This window comes from Indolivaga macrotermitis (assembly GCF_900128985.1).
In the GTDB taxonomy this organism is placed as follows: domain Bacteria; phylum Bacteroidota; class Bacteroidia; order Bacteroidales; family Dysgonomonadaceae; genus Dysgonomonas_A; species Dysgonomonas_A macrotermitis.
The window spans coordinates 431538-456342 of sequence record NZ_FQUC01000001.1 but is presented as its reverse complement, the minus strand read 5'-3'; the positions used below and the strand labels follow the sequence as shown (position 1 = coordinate 456342).

General features: G+C 41.4%; 16 protein-coding genes and 1 pseudogene. 2 read left to right on the top strand and 15 right to left on the bottom strand.

The window, feature by feature from the left end:
* Positions 1–3: 3 nt before the first annotated feature.
* On the bottom strand, positions 4–3198 hold the full coding sequence (locus tag BUC12_RS01800) for a SusC/RagA family TonB-linked outer membrane protein (protein WP_062175458.1): 3195 nt from the start codon (positions 3196–3198) through the stop codon (positions 4–6).
* Positions 3199–3462: 264 nt separating this feature from the next.
* Between BUC12_RS01800 and BUC12_RS01795 the strand changes: the two genes are divergently transcribed.
* Together BUC12_RS01795 and BUC12_RS01790 are read left to right on the top strand one after the other, a co-directional pair.
* Positions 3463–6294 carry a triple tyrosine motif-containing protein gene (locus BUC12_RS01795; protein WP_062175457.1) on the top strand — a complete coding sequence of 944 codons (2832 nt, stop codon included), beginning with the start codon at positions 3463–3465 and terminating at the stop codon, positions 6292–6294.
* 64 nt (positions 6295–6358) lie between these two features.
* On the top strand, positions 6359–6769 hold the full coding sequence (locus BUC12_RS01790; protein ID WP_062175456.1) for a secondary thiamine-phosphate synthase enzyme YjbQ: 411 nt from the start codon (positions 6359–6361) through the stop codon (positions 6767–6769).
* Positions 6770–6777: 8 nt separating this feature from the next.
* Here BUC12_RS01790 and BUC12_RS01785 read toward each other — a convergent pair whose 3' ends face one another.
* The 14 genes and pseudogenes from BUC12_RS01785 to BUC12_RS01725 all read right to left on the bottom strand — a co-directional run bounded on the left by BUC12_RS01785 (position 6778) and on the right by BUC12_RS01725 (position 24804).
* Positions 6778–7545, bottom strand: coding sequence for a glycerophosphodiester phosphodiesterase (locus BUC12_RS01785; protein WP_062175455.1), 768 nt, complete (start codon positions 7543–7545; stop codon positions 6778–6780).
* Positions 7546–7578: 33 nt separating this feature from the next.
* The gene (locus tag BUC12_RS01780) at positions 7579–9057 is read right to left on the bottom strand and encodes a rhamnogalacturonidase (RefSeq protein ID WP_062175454.1); all 1479 of its coding nucleotides are present in this window, start codon (positions 9055–9057) and stop codon (positions 7579–7581) included.
* Positions 9058–9092: 35 nt separating this feature from the next.
* Entirely contained in the window at positions 9093–9761 is a 669-nt protein-coding gene (locus tag BUC12_RS01775) for a GDSL-type esterase/lipase family protein (RefSeq protein ID WP_082141846.1), read from the bottom strand.
* Positions 9762–10064: 303 nt separating this feature from the next.
* Positions 10065–10889, bottom strand: a complete 825-nt coding sequence (locus tag BUC12_RS01770) for a hypothetical protein (RefSeq protein WP_062175452.1) — start codon at positions 10887–10889, stop codon at positions 10065–10067.
* Between the two features lie 7 nt (positions 10890–10896).
* Positions 10897–13035 carry a DUF4450 domain-containing protein gene (locus BUC12_RS19970; RefSeq protein WP_070808521.1) on the bottom strand — a complete coding sequence of 713 codons (2139 nt, stop codon included), beginning with the start codon at positions 13033–13035 and terminating at the stop codon, positions 10897–10899.
* 4 nt (positions 13036–13039) lie between these two features.
* Complete coding sequence (locus BUC12_RS01760) at positions 13040–14281, bottom strand: glycoside hydrolase family 88/105 protein (protein ID WP_062175451.1); 1242 nt, start codon at positions 14279–14281, stop codon at positions 13040–13042.
* A gap of 151 nt (positions 14282–14432) precedes the next feature.
* The gene (locus tag BUC12_RS01755) at positions 14433–15704 is read right to left on the bottom strand and encodes a rhamnogalacturonan acetylesterase (protein WP_062175450.1); all 1272 of its coding nucleotides are present in this window, start codon (positions 15702–15704) and stop codon (positions 14433–14435) included.
* A gap of 27 nt (positions 15705–15731) precedes the next feature.
* Positions 15732–16046, bottom strand: coding sequence for an L-rhamnose mutarotase (gene rhaM / locus BUC12_RS01750; RefSeq protein ID WP_062175449.1), 315 nt, complete (start codon positions 16044–16046; stop codon positions 15732–15734).
* Positions 16047–16143: 97 nt separating this feature from the next.
* Positions 16144–17157: a family 43 glycosylhydrolase gene (locus BUC12_RS01745; RefSeq protein WP_082141845.1), complete on the bottom strand. Its 1014-nt coding sequence runs from the start codon at positions 17155–17157 to the stop codon at positions 16144–16146.
* A 1-nt stretch (position 17158) separates the two neighbouring features.
* Positions 17159–17851 (bottom strand): rhamnogalacturonan acetylesterase, encoded by a 693-nt coding sequence (locus BUC12_RS20305; RefSeq protein WP_236689356.1) that lies wholly within the window; start codon positions 17849–17851, stop codon positions 17159–17161.
* Between the two features lie 60 nt (positions 17852–17911).
* Positions 17912–19312: pseudogene (locus BUC12_RS01740) on the bottom strand (glycoside hydrolase family 88/105 protein); the annotation flags it as partial.
* A gap of 45 nt (positions 19313–19357) precedes the next feature.
* Positions 19358–20593 (bottom strand): oligogalacturonate lyase family protein, encoded by a 1236-nt coding sequence (locus BUC12_RS01735; protein ID WP_062175842.1) that lies wholly within the window; start codon positions 20591–20593, stop codon positions 19358–19360.
* A 1-nt stretch (position 20594) separates the two neighbouring features.
* Positions 20595–22655, bottom strand: coding sequence for a rhamnogalacturonan lyase (locus BUC12_RS01730; RefSeq protein ID WP_062175447.1), 2061 nt, complete (start codon positions 22653–22655; stop codon positions 20595–20597).
* A gap of 76 nt (positions 22656–22731) precedes the next feature.
* Positions 22732–24804 (bottom strand): RagB/SusD family nutrient uptake outer membrane protein, encoded by a 2073-nt coding sequence (locus BUC12_RS01725; RefSeq protein WP_062175446.1) that lies wholly within the window; start codon positions 24802–24804, stop codon positions 22732–22734.
* Between the last annotated feature and the right edge of the window lies 1 nt (position 24805).

Genomic DNA, 24805 nt, shown 5'->3' with positions numbered 1-24805 from the left:
AGGTTAGAATGATAAGTTTACTCCAACTGTAAAAGTTCTGGCTTGCGGATATACGCCACGATCGATACCTAACGAAGTACCACCATCTGCGCTACCTATCGAGGAGTTACTTCCTGATGATATTTCAGGGTCAAAGCCATGATACTTAGTAAATGTAAGTAGGTTTTCGGCCGCTACATACAAACGTAAAGATGAAACAAAGAACTTACGAGTCAAACTATTAGGAAGTGTATAGCCCAATTGTATATTCTTCAGGCGAAGATAACTACCATCATATACATAAAGATCCGAAGATTGCCAGTTAGTATTATCTCCTAATACAAAGCGAGGATATTTATTAGAAGTACCTTCTCCTGTCCAACGATTCAACATCCATGAAGGCAGGTTACTCGATTTAATATCTGTACGGCGAGTAGCATCAAAAATATCATTTCCAATAGTTCCCTGCCACATCATACTAAAATCGAAGTTTTTCCATCCCACATTAAAATTAAGACCGTAAGTCCAGTCCGGCATACCTTTACCGATATCGGTACGGTCATCATCTGTAATTACCCCATCTCCGTTTATATCAACGAAGCGTACATCTCCAGGTACTGCATTCGGCTGAATTAGTTCTCCATCTGCATTCTTATATGAATTTACTTCATCTACATTCTGGAAAATTCCTGCTGTTTTGTAACCATAAAAATAAGGGAAAGGTTTTCCATTCTGAGCCCGGGTAATTGATCCTATACCCTGGAAAGTATCCAGATTAGCCCAACCAGACTCATTTCCATATTCAATCAGCTTGTTTTTTAAGTAAGTAATATTACCACCCAGACGGAAGCTCCAATCATTAGCAACTTTAAATCGATAACCGGCTTCGAACTCTACCCCGCTATTTTCCATTTTACCTACATTGCCAATAGGCTTAGATTCTCCTACATATGATGGTATATTCATTTCCATTAACATACCATTTGTCCTCTTTCTATAATAGTCGACGGTGAAGGTCAATGCATTATTCAGGAAACCAAAATCGACACCTAAATCCCACTGTTCAGATTCTTCCCATTTTAGATCCGGATTAGCTAAACCTCCGGCTTTAACTCCGTTTACCAAGTTTTCGCCTGATCCGAATATATAGTTATTACCGGTTGAGGTTAAAACTGTATATCTGAAATTACCTATATTTTCATTACCATTTTTACCCCAAGAAAGACGGAATTTAGTAGAATTCAACCAATCTGGACGCTCTTGCATAAATTTTTCATTTGTCAGGTTCCATCCTAAAGAGAAAGAAGGGAATACTGCATAATGGTTATTATAACCAAAACGAGACGATCCGTCGCGACGAATGGTCATTTGTAACATATACCGTTCATCATAATTATAACTGGCACGAGCAAAAAGAGACGCCATAGTGGCCTCATCGGTAGGCCCGCCATAAACACCCATATCTCCATTTTCCTGTAATCCACTACTTGCATCTATATATGGCCGATTGATATTTATTATATCGAAACGATTTCCGCCCAGTTTAGTACCTTTACTTTTTTTAGCGGATTGTCCTAAGATCACAGAAAAAGTATGCTTATCGAATGTCTTATCATACATCAATACATTCTCCAACTGCCATGTTGAGCCATCCTGTTTCTCCGAATACGATTTAGTTCTCGTTGCATAATTATTAGCAGTCAGGTAATATTCTTTTGTGTAGCCATCGTATCCCCAGAATGCAAGGTCGGTACCATAAGATGTTTTGAATCTCAAATTATCCCAAATATTCAGTTCTGCTGAAAAATTAGCTACAATTTTATGGCTCCAGTTCTTATCGCCCGGTAATGACAAACTTGCCAGAGGATTGACCATTTCATTATAATCCGATCCTGCCAGTGTATAAAGCTTACCATTTTTAGGATCGTACATAGGTGTGTATTTAGAGTCTCCCGAATAAAGATCCAGTTGATCCTGAGCTGCCTGTCCTTCCGCATATACACTTAGAATAGGGGATAAAGACAGCGCACTACCTAGAGGAGATCCGTACGACGAGTTTGTTTCAACTCCTGTATTTTTGATACGGGCATAAGAGATATTTGTAGTAAGTTTCAGGCTATTCAACCAATTGCGGTTTTTCGATTCATCAAATACGATATAATTAGTATTACTACGCAAAGTCAGACGTTCGTAATTAGAACGATCGTAATTACCTCCTACAATACCGTCTTGAGTATAGAAACCTAAAGAAAGCAGGTAATTCATTTTCTCACTGGCACCACTTACGCTTACATTGTGATTCACTACAGGCGCGTCGTAGTTAAAAGTCTCTTTTTGCCAGTTAGTTCCTTTACCATATGAATATGGATCACTATATACAGGAGCCATCCCTGCATTGACAGACCCTTCATTCATCATAATCGCATATTCGGTAGCATTTAATACATCACGTTCTTTCCAAGGGCGTTGCCAGCCATAAGAGAAACCATAGGTAACTTTGGTCTTGCCCTCTTTTCCGGTTTTAGTAGTAACCAGGACAACCCCATTGGCTGCACGCGCACCATAAACTGCTCCGGAAGCAGCATCTTTTAACACCTCAATTGAAGCAATATCTGCGGGATTCAGATAATCCAAACCTCCTTCGATCGGCATCCCATCAACAATATAAAGGGGATCCGAGTTATTGATTGTACCGATACCACGTACCCGGATTTTAGCAGCTGCTCCGGGCTGACCCGAAGTAGATGTTACTGTAACCCCGGCAGCTAAACCTTTCAACGCGTTATCCATACGGACCGGCGATACAGTAGCTAAGTCCTCGGCAGACACCTTAGCGATAGAAGCTGTTACCACACTCTTCTTCTGAACACCGTAGCCGACAACGACAACTTCATCGAGTAATTCTCCGGCTTCTTCCAGCCTGATAGACATCGGAGAAGCTGTAACTTTTAATTCTTGATTTTTATAACCTAAGTAAGATATTACAAGGCTGGCATTAGCTGGTACACTTAGTTGAAAATGTCCGTCCAAATCGGTTATTGTTCCGTTTGTCGAATTTTTCTCAATAACTGATACTCCCACCAGAGGTTCTCCGGTCTTAGCATCAACAATTGTACCTGTAACTAAATTGCTTTGAGCAAAAGCAACCATCGGCAAAAATAACAGGAATAAAAAGATACCTGTTAATAGTCGATTAAATGTGAGCGACTTTTTTTTCATGTTAAAACTTTTGTTGGTTAACGATAATGTACACGTCTGTGTAAACCTAGTGTCAACAAAGATGAGGGAATGTTACTTTTTGTAAAAAAATATCAATACTACAAAAACTCAACTTAATCAGAAAAACATACATCATCACTACTACACCAAACACATAAATAATTATTTATCAATAGTTAACATTCAAAAATCATACTTCAAAAAACTTTTATTATATTTGTTTCCAGAAGCATCTTTTTAGTGTAGCTTTAACCTTTATTATCGATGAAAATTTTTCTTAACATAGTCCTTTTAGTACTGTTCATTCCTTCGGTTTATCCTTCTATTATATGGCAACGAGACATTATAAACTATGAACGGAACGCCTATACTGGCGGCTCTCAGAACTGGATGGTAAAACAACATCCGGTAAACAAAAAGATATATATTGCCAATTCTTCAGGCTTGCTTGAGTTCGATGGAATATACTGGTCTTTATATCCGATCAGGAATTCGATTGTGCGTTCCATAGAAATTAAAGGAAACAGAATTTATATTGGAGGTAGCTCTGAATTGGGATATTTCGAGGCCAACGATACCGGCATGTGGATATATCATAGTCTGACAAAGTTTGTTCCTGAATGGAGAGGCGAAGTCTGGAATATATTTGTAAGAAATAAAAAGATATACTTTCAGGATGAAGGGAATATACTGGTTTATGACGAAAAAGAGAATATCCGGATAATCCAGACAGGGATCAAAATAGATTGCGCTTCATTAATCAATAATCATATCTATTTAGGCAGTACCGACGGAATTTATTATTTGAATCAAAATGACAATATAATATCATTACTTGATTCGGAGAATCTTAAAGGAGAAAAGATAGTCAGCATTCTTCCTTATGAAAATAAGCTGCTTATCACTTCGGCCCGAAACGGATTATACTTTCTAGGTGATAAAAAGAAAGAAAGGGTAATTCTTCCATCTGCTCAGAATTTTATCAATAACAATCAACTCTTTTGTGCTTCACTAAAAGATTCTTTATTAGCATTGGGGTCTGTACAGAACGGTATGCTTTTGGTTGATCTGGAAAAGCCTCAATACCATGAAGAATTCAATCTCAATAATGGCTTATTAAACAATACAATACTCAGCTCATTATTCGATAAAGAAGGCAACCTCTGGATCGGATTGAACCAGGGGATTAGTTATATAGATATAATGTCGGCTATACGCCCTATGTTTTCGATCAACTCTCCGATAGGTGCAGGCTATTGTTCTGCTATATATAACAATGAGGTTTATCTGGGAACTAATCAGGGTTTGTATAAGACTGACTCAAAAGGTCTCTATTCGCTGATAAAAGACAGTGAAGGGCAGATATGGTCCTTATCGACGTATGACCAAACCTTGTTCAGCACAGGTGATGCCAAAATTTTGGTTATCGAAAATGGTAAAACATATTCCATCCCATTGTCCGGTATTTGGGAGGTGCACCCTCTTCTGGCGTACAAAGATAAAATGATCGCCAGTTCATATTCAGGGTTACGGATCCTCTCTAAAAATTCCGGCCGATGGGGATTCTCGCATAATGTGGCTGATTTTTATAATTCGTGTAGAGGGTTCTTTGAAGATGAACCCAATGTTTTTTGGATAATGGGCAGCGAAAACACTGTTATCCGGATCAAACTGGATAAGGAACTCATGAATATTGTTGAAAAGAAAGAGTATATATTGAACGGACAATTAAATTCTGAAAATCCTTTCTTCAAGAAAATAGACAATACCATCTTTATCTGTTCCAAAAAAGGAATCCTGAAATACGAGAAAATGTCTGATAAGTTTATTCCTTTCACAGAACTCGAATATCTGCTCGAGGGCCCCCGCAAGTATGATCATTTATCTATCGACAACAATAAGAATATCTGGTTTGTGACCGATAATAATCTGAAACTTTTACCTTATAATAATGGATATGGCAAAAAAATATACACTATTGGATTAAGCAATGAGTTAATTAACAGTTACGAAAATATAATGACACAGGATACGGCCTCTGTCATTGTAGGCGTAGCCCGGGGATTTGTGAATATAAACCTGCCAGCCCAGCAAAAAGAATCAGCTCCTTTTTCGGTCGCAATCCGGAAAATCGTTGCCACAGATATCGACAGTGTTCTCTTTTATGAAAAGGCCAAAATTCCTTTAGAAATTCCTTACAGCCTCAATTCAATCAATATTCAATTTGCATCTCCCGAATATGCAAATCAGAATGAGATTGTTTATGCAGTCCGCCTCCTTGATATCGATGAAAGATGGAGCACGCCATCATCAAAAACCAATAAAGAATATACTAGATTACCTGAAGGCAAATATACTTTTGAGGTAATGGCGTTCAGAAAAGGGGAGACACATTCCTCTGTTATTACCAAACTAACATTCAGGGTATTGCCTCCATGGTACAGGTCATTCTGGGCATATTTGACCTATACAATCATTATATTAGCAAGTATCTATGTTTTTTACAGGCGCACTATAGGGCGCCAAAAGCGTATTATAGACGAGAAAGGTAAGGAACTTATTGCCCAGCACGAAAAGCATAACGAAGAGCAATTACTGAAAGATAAGGAAATATACGAGCTCCAGAATGAAAACCTGAGAAATAAGCTCTCATACAAAGCTCAGGAATTATCGGGCTATATATTGAATCTGGCCAGAAAGAACGAAATGCTTGAGGACGTGAAAAGAAGTGCTTTCTCTATATCGAAGGCTATCGATGACAATAAGCAGCCTATTGTAATAAAGCAAAAAGTTGTCAGCTTGATCTCGCAAATCAACAACAACATTGAGCATGATAAGGATTTCGAGGTTTTTCAATCGAACTTCAATGTTCTCCATGCCGATTTCTTTAACCTTTTGGAAAAGAGATTCACCAATTTGACCCGAAACGAGAAAGTATTATGTGCTTATCTTAAAATGAACCTGTCATCTAAAGAGATAGCTTCACTTATGAATATAACTATACGAGGTGTTGAAGTCAGCAGGTATCGTTTACGTAAGAAGCTCGGTATAGACACTGATATAAATCTGAACGATTACATGAATAACATCAAGTGAACAAACCACTTGACATGACATCAAACAAAGACATATAATACTAGAACTAAATTATTCTACTTATATGGTAAATCAAAAAGAAATCAGACTGAAGAGTAAACCAAGAGGATTCCATATCATTACCAATGAGATAGTTAATCAACTAGATCATTTACCAGAAAATGGAATACTCCATTTATTTATCAAACATACATCCGCAGGATTATCGATCAATGAGAACTACGACCCTGATGTACGTATCGACCTTAATTCTATCTTTAACAAGTTGGTAAAGGAACGCGAACCTTATTATGAGCATACATTGGAAGGCGATGATGATATGCCTGCCCATGCTAAATCTATACTTACAGGAATGGAACTAAGCATACCGATAACCAATCATAAACTTAATCTGGGGACATGGCAAGGTATCTACCTTTGCGAATTCCGGAATGATGGTGGTTCACGGTCTATTGTGGCGACAATACTTAGCTAGGCAAGGCTTTATCGTAATAAAGCCTGAGCTTCAACAGGTTTGTCTGTTGTAATAAAATCGACTTGTTGATCTATAAGCGTTTTCATTATCAGTGGATCGTTCACAGTCCAGGCATTAATAGATAAACCTAAAGATTTGGCCTCAATAATCCAGTCGGGATGCTTTTCGAACACACTATAATGATAATCGATACCTGTAAGCCCTATTTCCTTAATTTCCTTCGGAGATAACTCTCCTTCCAGATATGCTATTTGAGACTCAGGGGATTGACGTAGCAATTCTTTGCAGATATTCATGCTAAAAGAGATATACTCTACCTGTTTTTGTAGGTTGTATTTTGTAACTAAAGCCAACGTAGCAGCAACCGCACGGTCTTCATTCACTTTTTCCCTGTGAGGTTTGATCTCTAATATCAGCTGAGTCCCTTCATTGGCTTTACCTGCTATGAGGTACTGTTCCAAAGTAGGAAGCGTTTCCCCGTTCTTCAATTTTAGATCTTTAATTCTTTCGTATGGAGTATCTTCGATACGCATACCTTCGATTACATCATCGTGATTCACCACAGGCACTCCATCCGGAGTTATGATTACATCAAATTCCGACCCGTAAACTCCAATCTCGTGAGCCTTATTCAAGGCAGCAATAGAGTTCTGGGCCGAACCTTCGCAGTCCCAATAACCTCTATGAGCAATTACCTTGGTTTGTGAGTTTATATTTACAGATACAGATAACATAATACAACATAATGCGGATAAAATAACCTTCTTGTTTATCATTGTTTCATTAGTTTATCCTGCAATATTATATATTTATTCCGATATATTACTCATATTCATTTCGAAACCTGTCACATTACTCTGAATATAAGGCTCCACCCCTGTTTGTATTTTCGCCCTGTAATTCAGTAAGCGACAGCCATCAACATCATCGAGCCACAGAGACGGACGATAGTCGGGAGCCATAAAACTTAACTGAATATTATTCAGTTCGACATTACGGGCATGGCGAATAAAGAAGCCCGAAGCAGGAATTGTTCCGAACATCCACGGCTCGGGATATACAGCCTCATTTTCGGGAGGGGTGAGCAATGCATCCTCTTTCGTTCCACCACCTTTATACACTATACGGATATTGTCGAGTACTACATCCTCAATATAATTATCGGGTATTCCGCTGATTATGGAAGCATAACGCGAATCGGCATTGTAAACATTCAGGTTACTGATAGTTATACGCGCCATCTTTCCTACAGGAGTACCTTTAGGGCTTCGTAAGCGGGAACCCAGCCTCAGGAAGATAGGAGCATTTACAATATCCCTCATGGTTATATTGCTGATTACAATATCTTCTAAAGAACCGCCATCGACCGACTCCAGAGCCAAACCCCTGCAATTCTCGAATACCGAATTAGAGATACTGATATTCTTGAAACCTCCGCTCGACTCCGTTCCCATCTTGATACGTCCTGTCACATATCCATGGTCGGGAGCCTGAGGCTCTTTCCTTTCGAATGTGCCTCCCAGAACAGAACCTTTGTCATAACCACTGACATAACAGTTGGTTATTGTAATATTTTCGGTATCACGGAAGAATCCTAATGCAAAGCTACTTTTCAGAACAATGGCATCGTCCCAGGGAGAATTGATCGAACAATCCGATATACGGACATTGCGGCAACAATCTATATCAAATCCATCCCTGTTTGTATCTACCCATACATTGTTGATAGTCATATTGTCGACACCGGTTGCCAAGAGAGCGAAGTGCCCGCAATTGACCATCTGCACATCCTTGATCGTAACATTCTTACATAGTTTTAAACTGATAGCTTTATTCCCTACTCCGGGTAAACGGCTCTCTTCGCGGGTAAGCCCCCGTCCATCAATCCGTCCGCGTCCTTCGATAGAAATATCGCTTAACCCGATACCCCATATAAGGCTGTTTTGCCAATGGCTATGCCCGAAATCCTGAAACTTGTTATGCTCATTCTCTTCTGCAATATCATATCCCCTATCCTCTACGGGATAAGCCGCCAGAAGAACACTGCCTGCATCGAGATGAAGAGTGATATTATCTTTCATCCGTATCGAATAGCTCAGATAGGTTCCGGCAGGCAGGAATATGGTACCTCCGCCATTAGCCGAAGCTGTTTCGATTGCCTTATTTATTGCATCCGAATCTATTTGCTTACCGTCGCCTTTTGCGCCGTAATCTTTCACGTTGTACGTTGCTGCAAAGGTTTGCCCTATTGCCGCAACCAGAACTATAATAAAAAATATCCGTTTCATCTTCTTTCAATCCGTTTTTCGGTTAACTAACTATCCTATTGTTCTTTCACCAGTACCGAATATATGTACTCGGCAATCTTCTCATGACCAAAGTCATTCGGGTGGAGTTTGTCGGTATCAGGGTAACAATCTTCGCATCCCGACAATTGCGAATACAGGTCGATAATGCCGTACCCTCTTTTTTCTGCTACTTTTCTTATTAATGGTATAATTTCTTCTTTCAATACTTTTGGTTGATGCTCCCAATTTGTATTGGGCATAATAGGAATCGGTAAGCACAGGTATATACGTGGCTTTGATGGTAACGATTCGAATACATTACATAATGAATCTAAATCGGATTCGAAATGCGACGCAAAGTCTCCGGTATTCCATACTCGCGGCTGAGAATCATTTGTGCCCAAAGCTATAGTAACCACATTCGGCAGGAAAGCTTTCGCTTCTTCAAACTTATCGCATTTATCGTATGGTTTATACGTGTTCCGGCATCCGGTTGCCCCGCTCACCCCGAAATTACGCACATCGTAGCCCTTGCCCATCATTTGAGACAATTGCCCCACATAGCCCTTATTTACCCGGTCACTGGCAACTGCGCCTTCCGTAATACTGTTTCCTATACAAGCTATTTTGATACGGGCATCCTGTGCTGTTACCGGCAATATAGCCAGCAACAAAAAGAATAGAAAATGCATTTGTCTTTTCATTTTTATAAAAATTAGGTAACAGCAAGCAGTTAACGATATATTTTTAAACTATAGCAGGCTATTGCCGTTTCACTTACAAAACCAATAAAAAGGCCTGAGGCCTTAAACAGGGCGCTAAAGTAATAAAAAGTCTTATACAATAAAGTGACAAAGTAAACAGAAAGGTGACAGAAAGTATACACATGTCACCTTTTCATATAAATGTATATCAACATCTTAACCCTCAAAAGGTGACAAAGGTGACACCTGATTTTCATTTTTTCTATGTCTATGCCTTCAAAGAACTCTTCCAGTATAGATAAATTAATCCTCATGAGGCATCAGCCTGAAAGTCCGTAATTCTGAAGCGTTGCCATACATAGTATGATGGCGCGACAGATTCCAAAAACCGTCTTTCGATTTTCCTTCGCTATTATCAAAATCTATAACCGCCCAGCATAAGCCAATTAATTTATTTGCCCGTAACTGCGATTCCGCCGAATATTCAGCTCCATCGGGCGAAGCATAATCAAATGGCGTGATATAGAATTCAAGTGTTAGTTTTCCGCTTTCACCTTCTTTAAAGTCATACTTATAACTGTAATCCGAATAAGGTTTTTCTTTCAGCCATTGCTGTGGTCCCCAGTACATACACCAATCGCCGTTCTTCGAAGGAGTATAGATATGATAGTTCTGAGCCTGACGCCCGTGAAAAAGATCCCATGCCTCTTCTTTACTTATATCCTTAAACGGATAAAATTTATCGATAAAAGGGCCTCCCGAACGGTCACCGTCTACCACAACCTCAAATATATCCACCTCCAATCCTTCACGGGTAAACGACCAGTAATTGTCGTACGCTTCATAGAGGAAATAAAGCCGGTTTTGTCCTTCGACCCAACCTACCTTCACGTTTATATCCAGATTATTTTTATCGGCTTTACTATGCTTTCCTTCATCTTCGGTCATTTCGTCCATACCGATGACATACGATGCCGGAACGATATCCCAGTCGCGGGTATCACCGTCAATCACAGGTACTTTATCGGGTGGAAAGCAAAATACGTTGAATACCGTAGTATCGTTCTGCCCTGCTACAAACGCTACATTCATGCAGCATAGAATAAGTGCACTGATAAATTTGCTCATCTGCCGTTTATTTTGAAGCACTTAGCTTATTAAACAAAGCAGGTAACATAAAGTGGTTATAATCGGCTTTATCGTTTTGCTTATAGACACAAAAATATTCTTTCTTCCCGTTTACAAGCGGAAGTGTAGCAGCCAGTGCAGGTGCAGTGGTATCTTTTCCCGACTCGAAAAAGATCAATGGTGATTCCTGATCAAAGGCATCCGAAAGCCGGATATCAGAAGTTACAGGTGCTACCATATTGATTACTCTCAGCTTCATACTTTCTCCATAATAGAGCGTGAAGGCACTTTCTTCTACACTAAATACATTGTCTTTGCAATACAAAGGCTTTAACGATCCTGTTTCTTTCTTATCCAGCACTTTACCGTAAGCACCTCCATATGACCAGAACAAACGGACATCCTGCGGCAGGTTATCTCCTTTTACTTCCAGTACTATACCATCTGTATCCGGTATAGTTACAATTTGTATATCCAGAGCCCCTTTTCCGAGAATTTCTCCGGTATACCTGTATATCAAACCATTGCTTGCCTTTTCGACTGACTTTGACTTAAATTGGCTCAGCCACTTACTCTCTTTTCCGACTATAACCCCGAGTTTCAGGTTGCCTGCCATTTCCGGTAAATAGAAGGCTACCTCCGGATGTGCCGCCGCAACTATCGAAGTGTTGCCTGTCTTCAATTGATATGGAAATTCGACCTGCCGGAATGCCTCATTTTCGGGAATCTTCACATTCACCGAATTATTGACGGTTGCCGGTTCATGGCTACGGGCTTTAATTTTTATATAGTTACCGAAAGTCCAATCTTTCGCAAAAGTTATTTCCCCGAAATCTTCTACATCCGCATCGATATCCGAAAAATGAAAATTACGCATCAGCGATTCCTGACTTCCGGCCACACTCATCATTTGACGTGATTTTTTCACATTGAAGTTCGATAAATACACATCATTGAAATAAGGTATCCCGGCTTTCGGGTCTACTTTTTCCAGCATTTTCTGCCAATGGTCGGGTAATGTTTTCCCTTCGTATTCTTCAGGTAATGTAGAATAGCTGTACGCAGGATTCCAGTTCATTGTTGCTTCGAACACTGTTCCTACATCTTCCATCTCTATATTGTTCACATAAATATGCTCAGTAGTACCACCACGGTTCATCGCCGATTTCAGGCGGATACCTACCGTTGTTCCTTTAGCTTTCAGGTTTTCGGCATACACATAGCGTATACCTCCGGATGTTTCGCTGCCACAGGTCAACAAACCGCCTCCGGCACGCGACACACAATCCCTGATCACAATATATTCCGTAGGGCGGTTTACCCTCAAACCATCGGCATCCCTGCCCGATTTCAGGCAAAAGTTATCGTCATTACAGTCTATATCGCAATTCTGCACCAATATACGTGACGACGAATCTATATCCACACCATCGGTGCTGGGGCCATGCCCTCCTATATTATTCTGAATGACCACTCCGTCAACAGTACATTGTGTTGAATATAAGATCTGGATAGTCCAGAATCCGGCCTGTTGAAAAGTTAGATCCTTTACCGTTACGTCCGATGATTCGGAGATCAGGAGAGTACGAGGACGCTTACAGTCGTAATCGACAATCCAGCGTAAACCCTGTTTTTCATAATCGCGGCGCAAAGCCCAATATGAATCCCAGAAAACCTTTCCTTGTCCGTGTACAATTCCATCTCCGCTGATCATTACATTCTTCTGATCCAGAATATTAATCAAAGCCGAAGGCCAGCGCATTTCTAATCCGGCAACACGTGTATCCATCTCCGGATAGTCGTTTATATCCTGACTTCCGAGCAGTACGGTACGTTTTGGTATATTAAGGTTTACACCTGCTTTCACATAAATAGACCCTGTAAGATAGCGACCCGGCGAAAAAGTAACTGTACCCCCTCCCGAAGCGGCGCAGGCATCTATCGCTTTTTGGATAGCGAGTGTATTAAGCGTTGTGCCATCAGGGTTGGCTCCATAGTCCGAGACGTTGAACACCTTTGTTCCTTTAGGTTCGGTACGGGCACCAACTGTTTTAGTCCATGCTAAATCAGGAATCTGAGCTGCAACTGAAAGTGGCAGAATAATTGTCCATAGGGATATTAACAGTAATCTGAAGTGTTGTATCATATCTCTACTTTGCCAGTTGCTTCTTCAATTTCATTATCTCAATCCCCGTATCGATAATCAGCCCCAGGCCGTGTTTCTCGTTTTCTCCCACAGGACGGTTGTAATAAAAGGGCAGGTCATCGGTGATCCCTGTACCAACACAAACATTCTTGAAATGTCCGTCTTCCGTGATCTGATCTTTCTTCATTGCATCCCAACCGGCTAAGGCTATGCGGGCATAATCGGCATCAATCCATTTATTGTTTACTCCTTTAGCTATGCCATATACGTACATGGCTGTTACAGACGATTCGTCGTACGATTCGGGCTTATCCAGTAACTGATTCCACATACCGTTTCCATTCTGGTATCGCGACACACCTACGATTTGTTTTTCGAGTAAAGCTATCAGTTCCGCCCGTTTCGGATGGTTCTCCGGCATCACTTCAAGCAGCATTGCCATAGATACAGTTAACCAGCCATTGGCTCGTCCCCAGAATGCTACTCCATTGCGTTTCAGGTCGGTATAATAGCAATGGTAAAACAATTGCTTCTCGGGACACCACAGGTAATCTGCAATCTGGATAATCTGCTTAGCCGCCTCATCGAAATATTTTGCGTCACCAGTCAGTTTTCCCATCTGAGAAAGGAACGATACGCTCATATACACATCGTCTGCCCAAACAGTCATTTCACGCGGAAATGTCCGGCACAATGTACCGTCCTGCAAACGAACCTGGCCATACATTATATGTTCGGCAGCCGTGTCGATATAAGCTTTATATTCTTTTTTTGCATCTAACTGATATACATTGATCACAGCCGCACCCATTGCTCCACAATCATCCAGTTCTTTGGTATTCCATAACTGTCCGAAAGGCCAGTGCCAGTGTTTACGGTCATTACGGAAAGTATTTTTGAAATACTCATAATTAGCAAAACCAAAGGATACATGATTCTTGGCATAATCGATATATTTAGATTCATTCAGGTATTTACCTAGATTGATCATGCTCATATCCAGTACTCCATTCGAATAATGCCATTCGCTAAGCGGGCTTTTGAAAGTCACATCCTCGCCTTTCGGTATTTCTTTGGTACTGTTGTATGTTACTTTGGTTTTCACTCCCACGAACTGGGTCACGGGTTGTTTCAATATATTATCAGCAACAGCCCTGATACACTCCTCATCGGTGCGTTGTTGTCCAAAAGCTGTTCCTGCCATAAGAGTTAATACTCCCATCAGTAGAAATGCAGATCGTTTCATTTTCTCTTCAAATTTTTAATTGTAAAGTAGACCTTCTTCGTCTATTTATATATTTTAATATTTAGGGAACAGCAAGTATTAATGATACATTCCATAAACTCAACAAGCTGTTGTTATTACACTTACCAAAGAGATAAGAAGGTCTGAGACCTTAATTACCATCCGGTTTTGCCATAGAGTAAAGTGGCGAACGGGGTATACGAACCGCATCGAACGCATCGGGTCTCGAAGGATCAAATCCTTTGAAGTCCTTTACAATATATTGGTTGATAGCCAGATCACTATCTTTCAGCATTTGTACAATACATTTAGCCATTTCGTATCCGCCATAAGGATTGAAGTGCGTATTGTCTGCCAAATCTTCTTTCTGACCGGGAAAAGTCCCTGCCGGAAAGTGTACAAAAGCTTTCTTCGAGCCTTCTACCCCCCATGTCTGATACAATACTTTCGACATTTCATTCAGGTCGAGTAATGTCAGATTTTCCTGTTTAGCCAGTTTCCGAACCGCATCGGGATAGTCTCCATGGGTATCGATCTGTTTTCCTTCGTCATCAAATCTGCGGCGCTCCATCGATGTTACCAGTACAGGTATACCTCCTTTGGCTCGGGCCTCGTCTATCAGATATTTCAGGTTTTTCGTATAGCTTTCGTATGGGCCTTTTCCTTCGCCTTTCTGTTTTTGATCGTTATGACCAAACTGAATGATAAGATAATCGCCGGGCTTCATTTCGCTAAGCAGTTTTGCAAACCGCTTTGATGACACAAATGAATTTGCAGCTTCCCCAGATTCCGCATAGTTAGCTACTGCTACATCCGGAGTAAAAAAACGGGTTAGCAACTGTCCCCAACCGCTCCAAGGCTCGTTATTTTCATCTACAACGGTAGAATCTCCCGCCAGAAAAAGGGTAATCAGATTATCGGCTTTCTCTATCTTAATCTCTGTCACAGACGGATTTTCGCCATTGAATTCGAGTGTCAGTTTATTATCCCAGATAAGTTTTCCGACCTCACGGGGTTTGATCCTCACCGAATCGTTCTCCCCTATCTTGGTATTTCTGACATTCACTGTGAATGTATAGGTTGTAAATTCACCTTTCTTTGTCGGTATACTTTCGAGCATCAGCCGCCGCGACTCTGCTTTTACGGTTGTGCAGGTAGCTGCATCCTTATTGCCCAGGGTTACCGTCACTTTATAGTTCCCCTCGGGTACGTCTACCGAAAAGAAAAAGGGTTGCCCGTTGTTTTGCATCGTTCCCAAATCGTATCCATAGGCTGAGCCATTTCCATAAATAGTTGATTTGGCCACAGGTAAAGCCTGAGCTTGTCCCGATCCGGTAAAATCGAATACACGGACAAACTTTTCGGCAGAAAACGCCGAAAGGCTGCACATCAACAGTATAAGTATGAATGGTAATTTTTTCATTCGTTATTTTTTTTTAGCCAAACAGGATTAATCCATATGGAAGACTTCATCCAAAGGGATAGATATTGGCGAATTATCCGGATTTGTATCCATTATGTCAGCCATATATGCCCACCATTTCTGAACGATCGGATTTCCGCCCAAGTCCTGAGACGAGCTTCCTCCATCAACCAGCTGATAGGCAAAAAGTACATTCGTTTCTTTATCCCAGAATATCGAATAATCCGAAACTCCGGTTTCTTTAAGCAATGCTCTCAACTCGGGCCAAATGGCATTGTGTCTTTTTTCATATTCAGCCTCGAACCCGGGCTTTAAATACATCTTGAATGCTTGTCTTTTCATGATAGAAACGGTTTAGTTATTTAGAAACAAAAATAGATTTACAGGTTTTACGGTTCAATGCAATTTCGTACAAAAGCCTAGAAATATGCTCTACTTTTCAGGGTTTCAGATTTATCTTCACCTCTTTATCCCTATCGCAGACAATTGCTCCGTTTTTATATTCGAGTTCGGCTACCTGTATCGAACTCCGCCGGGTTTCGTAAGAATCGGGAACTCCCTCTTTCCGTCCGGGATGTGTAAAATAGAAAATATAAGCTTTACCCTCATTCACCACAACATCGGCATGAAGCCCCTTTGTTTCGTCATCTTTTCCTTTTCCGGGATTTTTGAGGATATTGTCGGGTTGCCGTACCCACTCTTTAAGGTCCGGAGATGAATAGACACCTAATCCGTCCCAATTATCTACGATCATAAAATAGCGGTCGTGCCAATAGAAAACCTTCGGGCCTTCTCCGGATTTATCACCTACAACTTTTCCTGCATCTTCCCAATTCACCATATCCATACTTTTTACAGCATAGATAGATTTCCGGTCTTTCTCATTGTTGTAATACATATACCACCATCCGTTTTTTGCTTTGAATACACCGGCATCTATAACTTTATCGGATGCGAGCTGCATCTCCTGAACAGGTACCCAGTTTATCAGGTTGTCACTTTCAAGTTGGACTATAGAGCGTGGATGCTTCCAATCGGTAAATATTCCGGGAACGACTGTCAGAAACATATGGTACTTTCCGCCATATTCTATTACATCGGGAGCCCAATAAGTATAGTCTTTTTCGCCATAGTTGATTACAGCATCACCCCGATATTGCCAGCTTGCCCCACCGTCGGTCGATTTTGCGATACCTATAGGCGTGCCATGTACCCAATCTACACCTGTTGAAGGATCAAGGTTTGCCCTGCGGTTGGTGTAAAACATAAACCAGCAATTTTCCTTTTTATTCCAGATAATTACAGGATCGGCGGCTCCATCGTATTTTGTATCACGGAACAACGGTTTGCTTGCTGTTTTACCTCCTTCTTTCGCACCTGCATCAGGCACGAAAAAAGGGGCAAACAAAAACACCATCGTAATTACATATATACTTCTTATCAATAACTTCATATCACTTTTTCAAATATTGATTTAACGAGAAGTCCGGTATTTTCTTTAAACCATCGACTACCGACTGCCCGTTTATTTTAGCGCCTTCTTCTGTGGTATGCACGCTATCTTTAAATAAGTTGCGTCCGGCTGTTTCGCCCATAGCATCTAGCTTTTCGGCAGAAATTGCATTCAGGTCGATAAATTCGACACCCTCCTGACGGGCTACTTCTTGTGCCCATTGTGTATATGTATTGGTCATTCGGTTAGCTTTACCATCAGTCCACCTGTTACCGGGCGTGGGAGATAATACGATAGGAATTGCTCCTACCGCTTTTGCCTGACGGATGTACAGACGCAGATAATGACCATATGTAAATACCTCTTCAGGCCCTCCGTTACTTTCCATAATAACTGTTTCCGACTCTTCGCCCGTCCCTTTCAGTGATGCACGTGCACGTCCTGTATTAAGAGGACCGCCATCGTTATGTCCGAATTGCATAAGCACATAGTCTCCCTTCTTTAAGCCGGGCAGTACTTTATTCCATAATCCCTCAGTGAAGAATGTACGGCTGCTGCGGCCTCCTAAGGCATGATTTTCGACAGAGATACGGGATGTATCGAAAAAGCTGTCGAAGAAGCTTCCCCAGCCCCACTGGCCTCCGCTACCATCGCCCCGTCCATTCTTTACTGTCGAATCTCCAATCAGGAACACCACCGGTGCTTTTTCATTCTTACGGCTACTGCCGGAAACGATAGCATCGGGACGTGTCGAATCTTCTACTCCGAATATAGGAGCTGTAGTGTTTTGTGGCGTTGTATAATATTGGATCGCACTGTCATTCATCTTCGGATAGAACTTATTCAGCAGCTTTATCATTTCGGCTCCTGCCAACAACACAGGTCCGTAACCGTGCGCGGCATACACATTTACAGGACGATGATAGTAGAACGACGGATCGAAAGCCATACCCGTTCCTACACATGTTCCTTCGACCTGACCCATGCTATTCACTTTAGATGAAACGGCATTCCAGCCTAGCTGGGCAACGGGTCCGTATGCGACCGGATCGATCCATCCTTTATTTATTGCATGCGCAATACAATATACATAGATAGCTGTAGCCGAAGTTTCGAGATACGAATCGTTTCGATCGAGTAATTGGTGCCAGAACCCTTCACCCGACTGATACGAAGTAATGCCTTTTATATGTTTCCGTAACTGTTCTAATACTACTTGCCTTTCGGGATGATTTTGAGGCAGCACATCCAACACGTCGGTCATAGTGAGAATAGCCCAACCATTGGCCCTACCCCAGAAGAATGCAGGATGATCATCCATCGATTCTACCCAGCCATGCATGTATAAGCCTTTTTCTTTTACGAACATCCGTTCTGTAAACTGCTTGATTTGCTTTACCGCCTCATTATAGTATTTGCCTTCGCCTGTCAGTTTTCCCATTTGAGCGATAGCCGGTATACTCATATACATATCGTCGAGCCAGAGGGTATTCATCTGAGGGCGTTTGCGGGCAAAAGTGCCATCATATAGGCGATACTCCTTATACATGATATAATTCATGTAATTATCGATAATACTTCTCAGGTCAAAATTGAGTTTCGACGACTGCTGAAGCCTGATCATTGCCGCGCACATAGCTCCGGCATCATCCAAAGCATGAGGGGTGAGCAATTGCTTCATTTGAGGATCGATCACACCGTAATCGTTCATTATCCGCTTAAACTGGGGTGCTGCATTTGCGAGAAGCTCAAAGCGGTCTTTCACATAGTGGTAATAACTGCTATCTCCCGTCGCGGCTGCTACTTCGAGCATTCCGGAATAGGTTACACCCCACTCGTAACTGGCGAGCCGGAATGATCCTCTGTCGAGTTCCGAGTCTTTATCTATCTTCGAAAGGTCTGTTATTTCCTTATGTGTATCTTTATTGATCACCCGGGCAGGTGTCGCCCCTTCAAGGTATTTCAGTATGCGATCTAACGATTGCTTGATATTGCTTGTCGAAACCTCCCCGTAGGGGGTTTTATAATCCGGTGGCAGTAAGTGCAAGGGAGTATTGAAGTCATTGACTTTATTTTGCTCCTTCTGCCCAAATACACAGAAGTTACTCGCTATTAGAAAAAATGCCAATAAAACATGTTTATAAGTCTTTGTCATAATTTTAATATCTCGAAAATATATTGTTGTTAGTTTTCAAATCTCTTAAAACTTCAAATAAGAAGGTATATTCACGACCATCAAATCCAGCTTCTTTCCGTCACTTACTTGCCCCGATTGTATCAATACGCGAGTATTGTCGGGACTAAAAGACGGATGTGTATGGTCGGGCTTCATCTTATGATCGGCTGTCAGTAATGTTCTCTGTCCTGTGTGACAATTGATAAGATAAACTTCACCTTCGAAATTGTCGGAAGCTGCCCACTTTCCGTCAGAAGTGCCGCCACAATGCCAGAATCCGGAGCCATAATCGAGCTGCCCCAAGATATCTACCTTATTAGTCCGTACATTTATGCTGAAAAGTCCGGTCGCTTTAGTTCGGAGGCGGTCAAGATGCCCCATTACATTGAAATATACATGGTCTTTATCGACCCATGCTTCATGAGTTACCCAATCGTCGGGATTTTCTACGTACAATGGACGGTTGCCCGAACCATCGGCATTGACCATCCACATACGCTGGGGAGCATCACCTCCGGTTTCCTGACAATAAAGAATTTCGCCGGGGACAAAAGGGTTAGCCTGCAAATGCCCCATGGTAAAGGACACATCCACTACTTTGGCTATTTCTCCTGTTACTAAGTCTATCGATCGTATTCCCGAGGGAACCTGCTGTATCCTGAAATTATCGTTATGAGGTTCTGTTGGTTCTACTCCGATCCGGCGAACACCTACATAAGCTTTAGTTTCGTCTGCATCGAGGGTAAAACCGCCCGATTCTGCCAAATCATCAGGCAATGTTGTTATGATTCTTTCATATGCGGTTTTGTCCTTTACCGATTGTCTGTAACTATCGTTTATCAGCGAATCGAGATTCAATTCGATCAACGTTTTCTTTTTATTGCTATTTCTGAAATAATACAATTTATTTGATAGCCGGGCTACATTCAGGCTTCCGGTACCGGTGCCTTCGCCATCCGTAAGCTGGATAATATCTCCGGTACTTTCATTTACAGCGAATGCCTGCGATGTTTTATCTGTAGCACGATCTGATGAGCGAAACACAATAAACCGTCCATCCGATGTCCACTGGGGATGGGTCTGATACAACTTAGCATCGCTTGTCTTAGCACTCGTCAGCACTGTTATCGGATTCCCGGTAATGTGGTCTATCATTACATATTTTTCGGAAGGAAATAACCTGCCCATTTCCCCGGCTGTAGAGGATATGGCTGCTCCGGATAGTATTCCGGTTATTAGTAGCTGCTTTATAAATTTCATATCATTTTGCATTTAAGGTCACAAAAACATGATCTGTAAATTCATATCCCCGGTAGGTCACTTTCAGTTCTACTTCGGTTCTCTTTCCTTCAGGAATATCGTTAGTCGTTAGTTTACGTTCACGGTTTGTTCCTCCAACCGACCAGTTATAGCTGTCGTAATCCATTCCGGCATCCAACAGTATAAAATTGTCTTTTGTTACGATTTCTTTCTCTTTAAATATTTTGCCCAAATCCGACCCGAAATAAAATCCTGGTTGTGTCGGCTGATTATAGGCTACGTTTTGTGTAGCCATGCTGATGCGATATACCGGGTCCTCCAAAAATGTATGGAACCGATAGCCGGTAGGTTCGGTAGATACATACAACCGCAAGTTCTTATTATCGGCTGTGCGGAAAAGTATCTCTTCGCGCCAGTCGCCCAGTATATCTCCCTGAATAGCGGGATTAGACTTCGTTCCGTTATTCCAGAGACATCCTTCGGCTTTGAAGATAGCATTGCTACGCCCTGTAGCCGGATCATATTTAGAAACTGTGACTTTGTCTAATAATTCACGTGTCAGATCGCCATCCCACCAACAAGCCATGTTGATCGAAACCTGACAATCGGGGGCATTAATGCGTTCTCCTTTCACATTAAATATACCATTGGTGTCTATTGCCCACATCTCCACTCCGGGGTAATTGGGGTCTATATCGGCTGCCATTGCACGGCCCACATCTATTTTTGATGGCAACTGGAAAATAATCTTTCCGGTTGCAGCATCCCTGAATGTAGACCCATCTCTCTTATTTTCGTGGCAATCCCAAACCTGCATTCCTTTGCGGGTAGGATCGAAAACGGTCAGGTGAAGAGCATCCCCATGCCCTAACCCTGTTGAATAAAACCCTGTCCCATCATTATTTATAGCACATGATCCGTATATTATTTCGTCACAACCGTCTCCATCCACATCTCCGACCCTCAGGTTATGGTTACCTTGCCCTGCATAAGCTTGGTTACCTGGCATATCGGAGTCGAATACCCAGCGACTGGCCAGTTTTCCATCCCTCCAGTCAAATGCCGCTAATACCGTGCGGGTGTAATATCCCCGGCACATTACAACACTCGGATGTACTCCATCCAGATAAGCTATAGCTGCCAGAAAACGGTCAACCCGGTTTCCTCTGCAGTCGCCCCATTTACATACATCTCCGCGTTGAGGGATATAGTCGATGGTTTGCATCGCTTTTCCTGTTTCTCCGTTGAATATGGTCAGATACTCGGGTCCTTCTATTATAAACCCATATTGGTTGCGGTAATCCGCTTTGACATCACCGATTACAGAACCCCGTCCGTCCGTGGTTCCGTCTGCGGTTTTCATTACTATCTCGGCCTTATTATCTCCATCAAGATCGTAAACCATAAATTGTGTATAGTGTGCTCCTGCACGGATATTCCGACCAAGGTCGATCCGCCAGAGTTTTTTTCCGTCTATTTTATAGCAATCGATATATACGTTTCCGGTATATCCGTTATGCGAATTATCATGGGCATTCGAGGGATCCCATTTCAATATGATTTCATATTCGCCATCGCCATCTACATCTCCGATGCTGGCATCTCCGGGCGAATAAGTGTATTTTTGTCCATCAGGTGTAACACCGTCTGAAGGGATGTCCAACGGTATATTTATATAACCGATGGGTGCATTTGCCGGTAAAGTATACTTTCCGGATAGGTTAGATTCTTCTTTGCCGTTTACTACAGCTTTTACAGTATAGGTTAATGCTTTAGACTCTGTAGTCTTATCTTCAAAAAAAGTAGCTTTATCTATTGGCGAAGGGTTAATCTTCGTTCCGTTGCGGTAAATATTAAATGTAGTGGTAATCGGATCAGACGACAGGTATCGCCATGTAATAACATTAGTACTGTCATCTTTTTTTATAGCGACGACTCCTCTGCCTAGTTTTTCACGTTTCAGTTTTGTGTAATCATAATTGGGCTGAGCATTCAGGTTAGACTCTCCTAGCCAACTCAACAGAATTAATAAGCTGCATAGTATCCAAATTCTTGTTGTCATAGGTTGTGTGTATTAGATAGTTAAAAACTAAGCCCTACTATTTTTCGGGCTTAGTTTGAATATTTATTATATAGGATTAATATCCAGGGTTCTGTATCGCTTCTTTTTCTTCTGCAGTCAGTGCAGCACCGTTTGCATTAGTTATACCATCCAAGTATGCCTGAGGTATCGGACGATAATAGTGCGTAGAAGCACTAAAGGTGGTATTACCTCTTACATAACCATCATTGAATGCTTTCCAGCGGGCTTCTAACGTTTTTGTCCTAGCTAAATCCTCCCATCTGTATGTTTCACCACAAAGTTCGCGTGTACGCTCATTAAGCAAGAAACACATCATTTTTTCGGCATTAGAAGAACATCCCAATTTTTCGTATATTGGCTTATCTACAGTCGAATTATATACATCAGTTACTGAATTTAATCGTATAGATGTAGCAGCTGTAGTTACAGGCATATCATTGTTTGACTCATAATAGGTATTTGTTTCCCAATAAACAGCTCCGTCTGCAGAATATCCTCCACCTTTTCCGTTACAATATGAATTATTCTTATAAGCTTGTCCTCCATCGACGTGCTTAGTTCGGTCTTCACCGCTTTTGTAGCCTGCGCGATCACGTAGCTTATTAATCCATTCGATAGCATTAGAATAATATCCCTCTCCTTTTCTGATATAAGCTTCTGCAATCATTAATACATCTTCGGCTGAACGTGCCATAATAGCGTCACGGGTTCCGAATTGGCTGTCTATAGAGATACGATATCCATCACGGTATTTAGATAAAGCAACAGACCTATTCTGAACACCATAATATCCGTTGTTTCCATGTGTTCCAACCCAAGCCTGAGCTTCTCCGTTGAAGTAACGGACAAATGTGTGGGTGTTTTGCATGATTCCACCTTTCGTAACACCTGTTACATCGCTTGGCACAGCCTTATAACGGGTATCACCAGCATCATTTACAATATATTTTATGCCAAGCTGTCCAGCTACAAATCTTTTTGTCCCAGCGACTGTTCCTGACGGGCCTAAAGACGCGTTATCTTCAGACCATACAGGAGCTCCGGAGGTATCATTCGCTCCATATGTTGTTACAAAAGATTTCCAAAAACGAGAATCGTTTACACGGTCATATACATCTAATGTATAGTTTGTTGCACGGGCATAAGAAAACTCACGACCACCTGAAATATCACGTTTTGATCCTGCTAGATTCATATAAACAGATGGATAATATAGGTGCATTTGGTTTCCGTAACGCCCCCAAGTCGATTGGTCATCTGAGAATTGAGCAGCCAAGACAACTTCTGATACTGTTTCATTTGCGCTATTTGCTTTTTGATAATCCCATAATGAAACATAATCGCTTACCAATGGATGTGCTTGTACAACCTCTTCTCCGTATTTTATAACAGCATCTAAATCTGCTGCAACATAGTTTGTATTCCATGAACTATACAATTCACTAGCTCTGGTCAGATGAGATTTTGCTAAATAGTGGGCTGCTGCATATTTAGTCAGACGCCCTGTTTGAGCGGGACTAGTTGGTAATAATTCATACGATTTTTCAAAGTCGGAGATCACTTGTGCAAAGCACTCATCCTCTGAATTACGCGTAAAATAGGTTTCGACAGCAGTTGATGGATATAACTTTAACGGAACTCCGCCAAATTGCGTCAATAACTGCATATAGGCATATGCACGGATGAAATAAGCTTCACCTAAGCGCGTATTATAATTAGCATTCGACTGATCGTAATAAAGAGGTAGATTCTGAATAAGGATATTGGTTTGTTCTATACCAGCATACATAGTATTCCACAATGGAGCAATAGATCCTCCGGATAATGCTTCTGTGGAATTCAGGTCAGCGCTGTAACAGTTGAAACTTGGTATCGCATTATTTGCATCAGTAAATTCATCCACTCCCAAATTATACAATTGGATACCCCAGACATAATTAAATTTAAATTTAAGATTAGAGTAAGCCCCTGTTGCCAGATCGTCGAGCCCCTGTTGTGTCTTTAAGTAGTCAGTACTAGGGATAGTTGTCAGATTCTCTTCCAGAAAACCATCACCACACGAAGGCATTGTCAGGCCTAAAGCCGCAGCCAGAAATGATGATAATAGTATTTTATTATTTATTTTCATT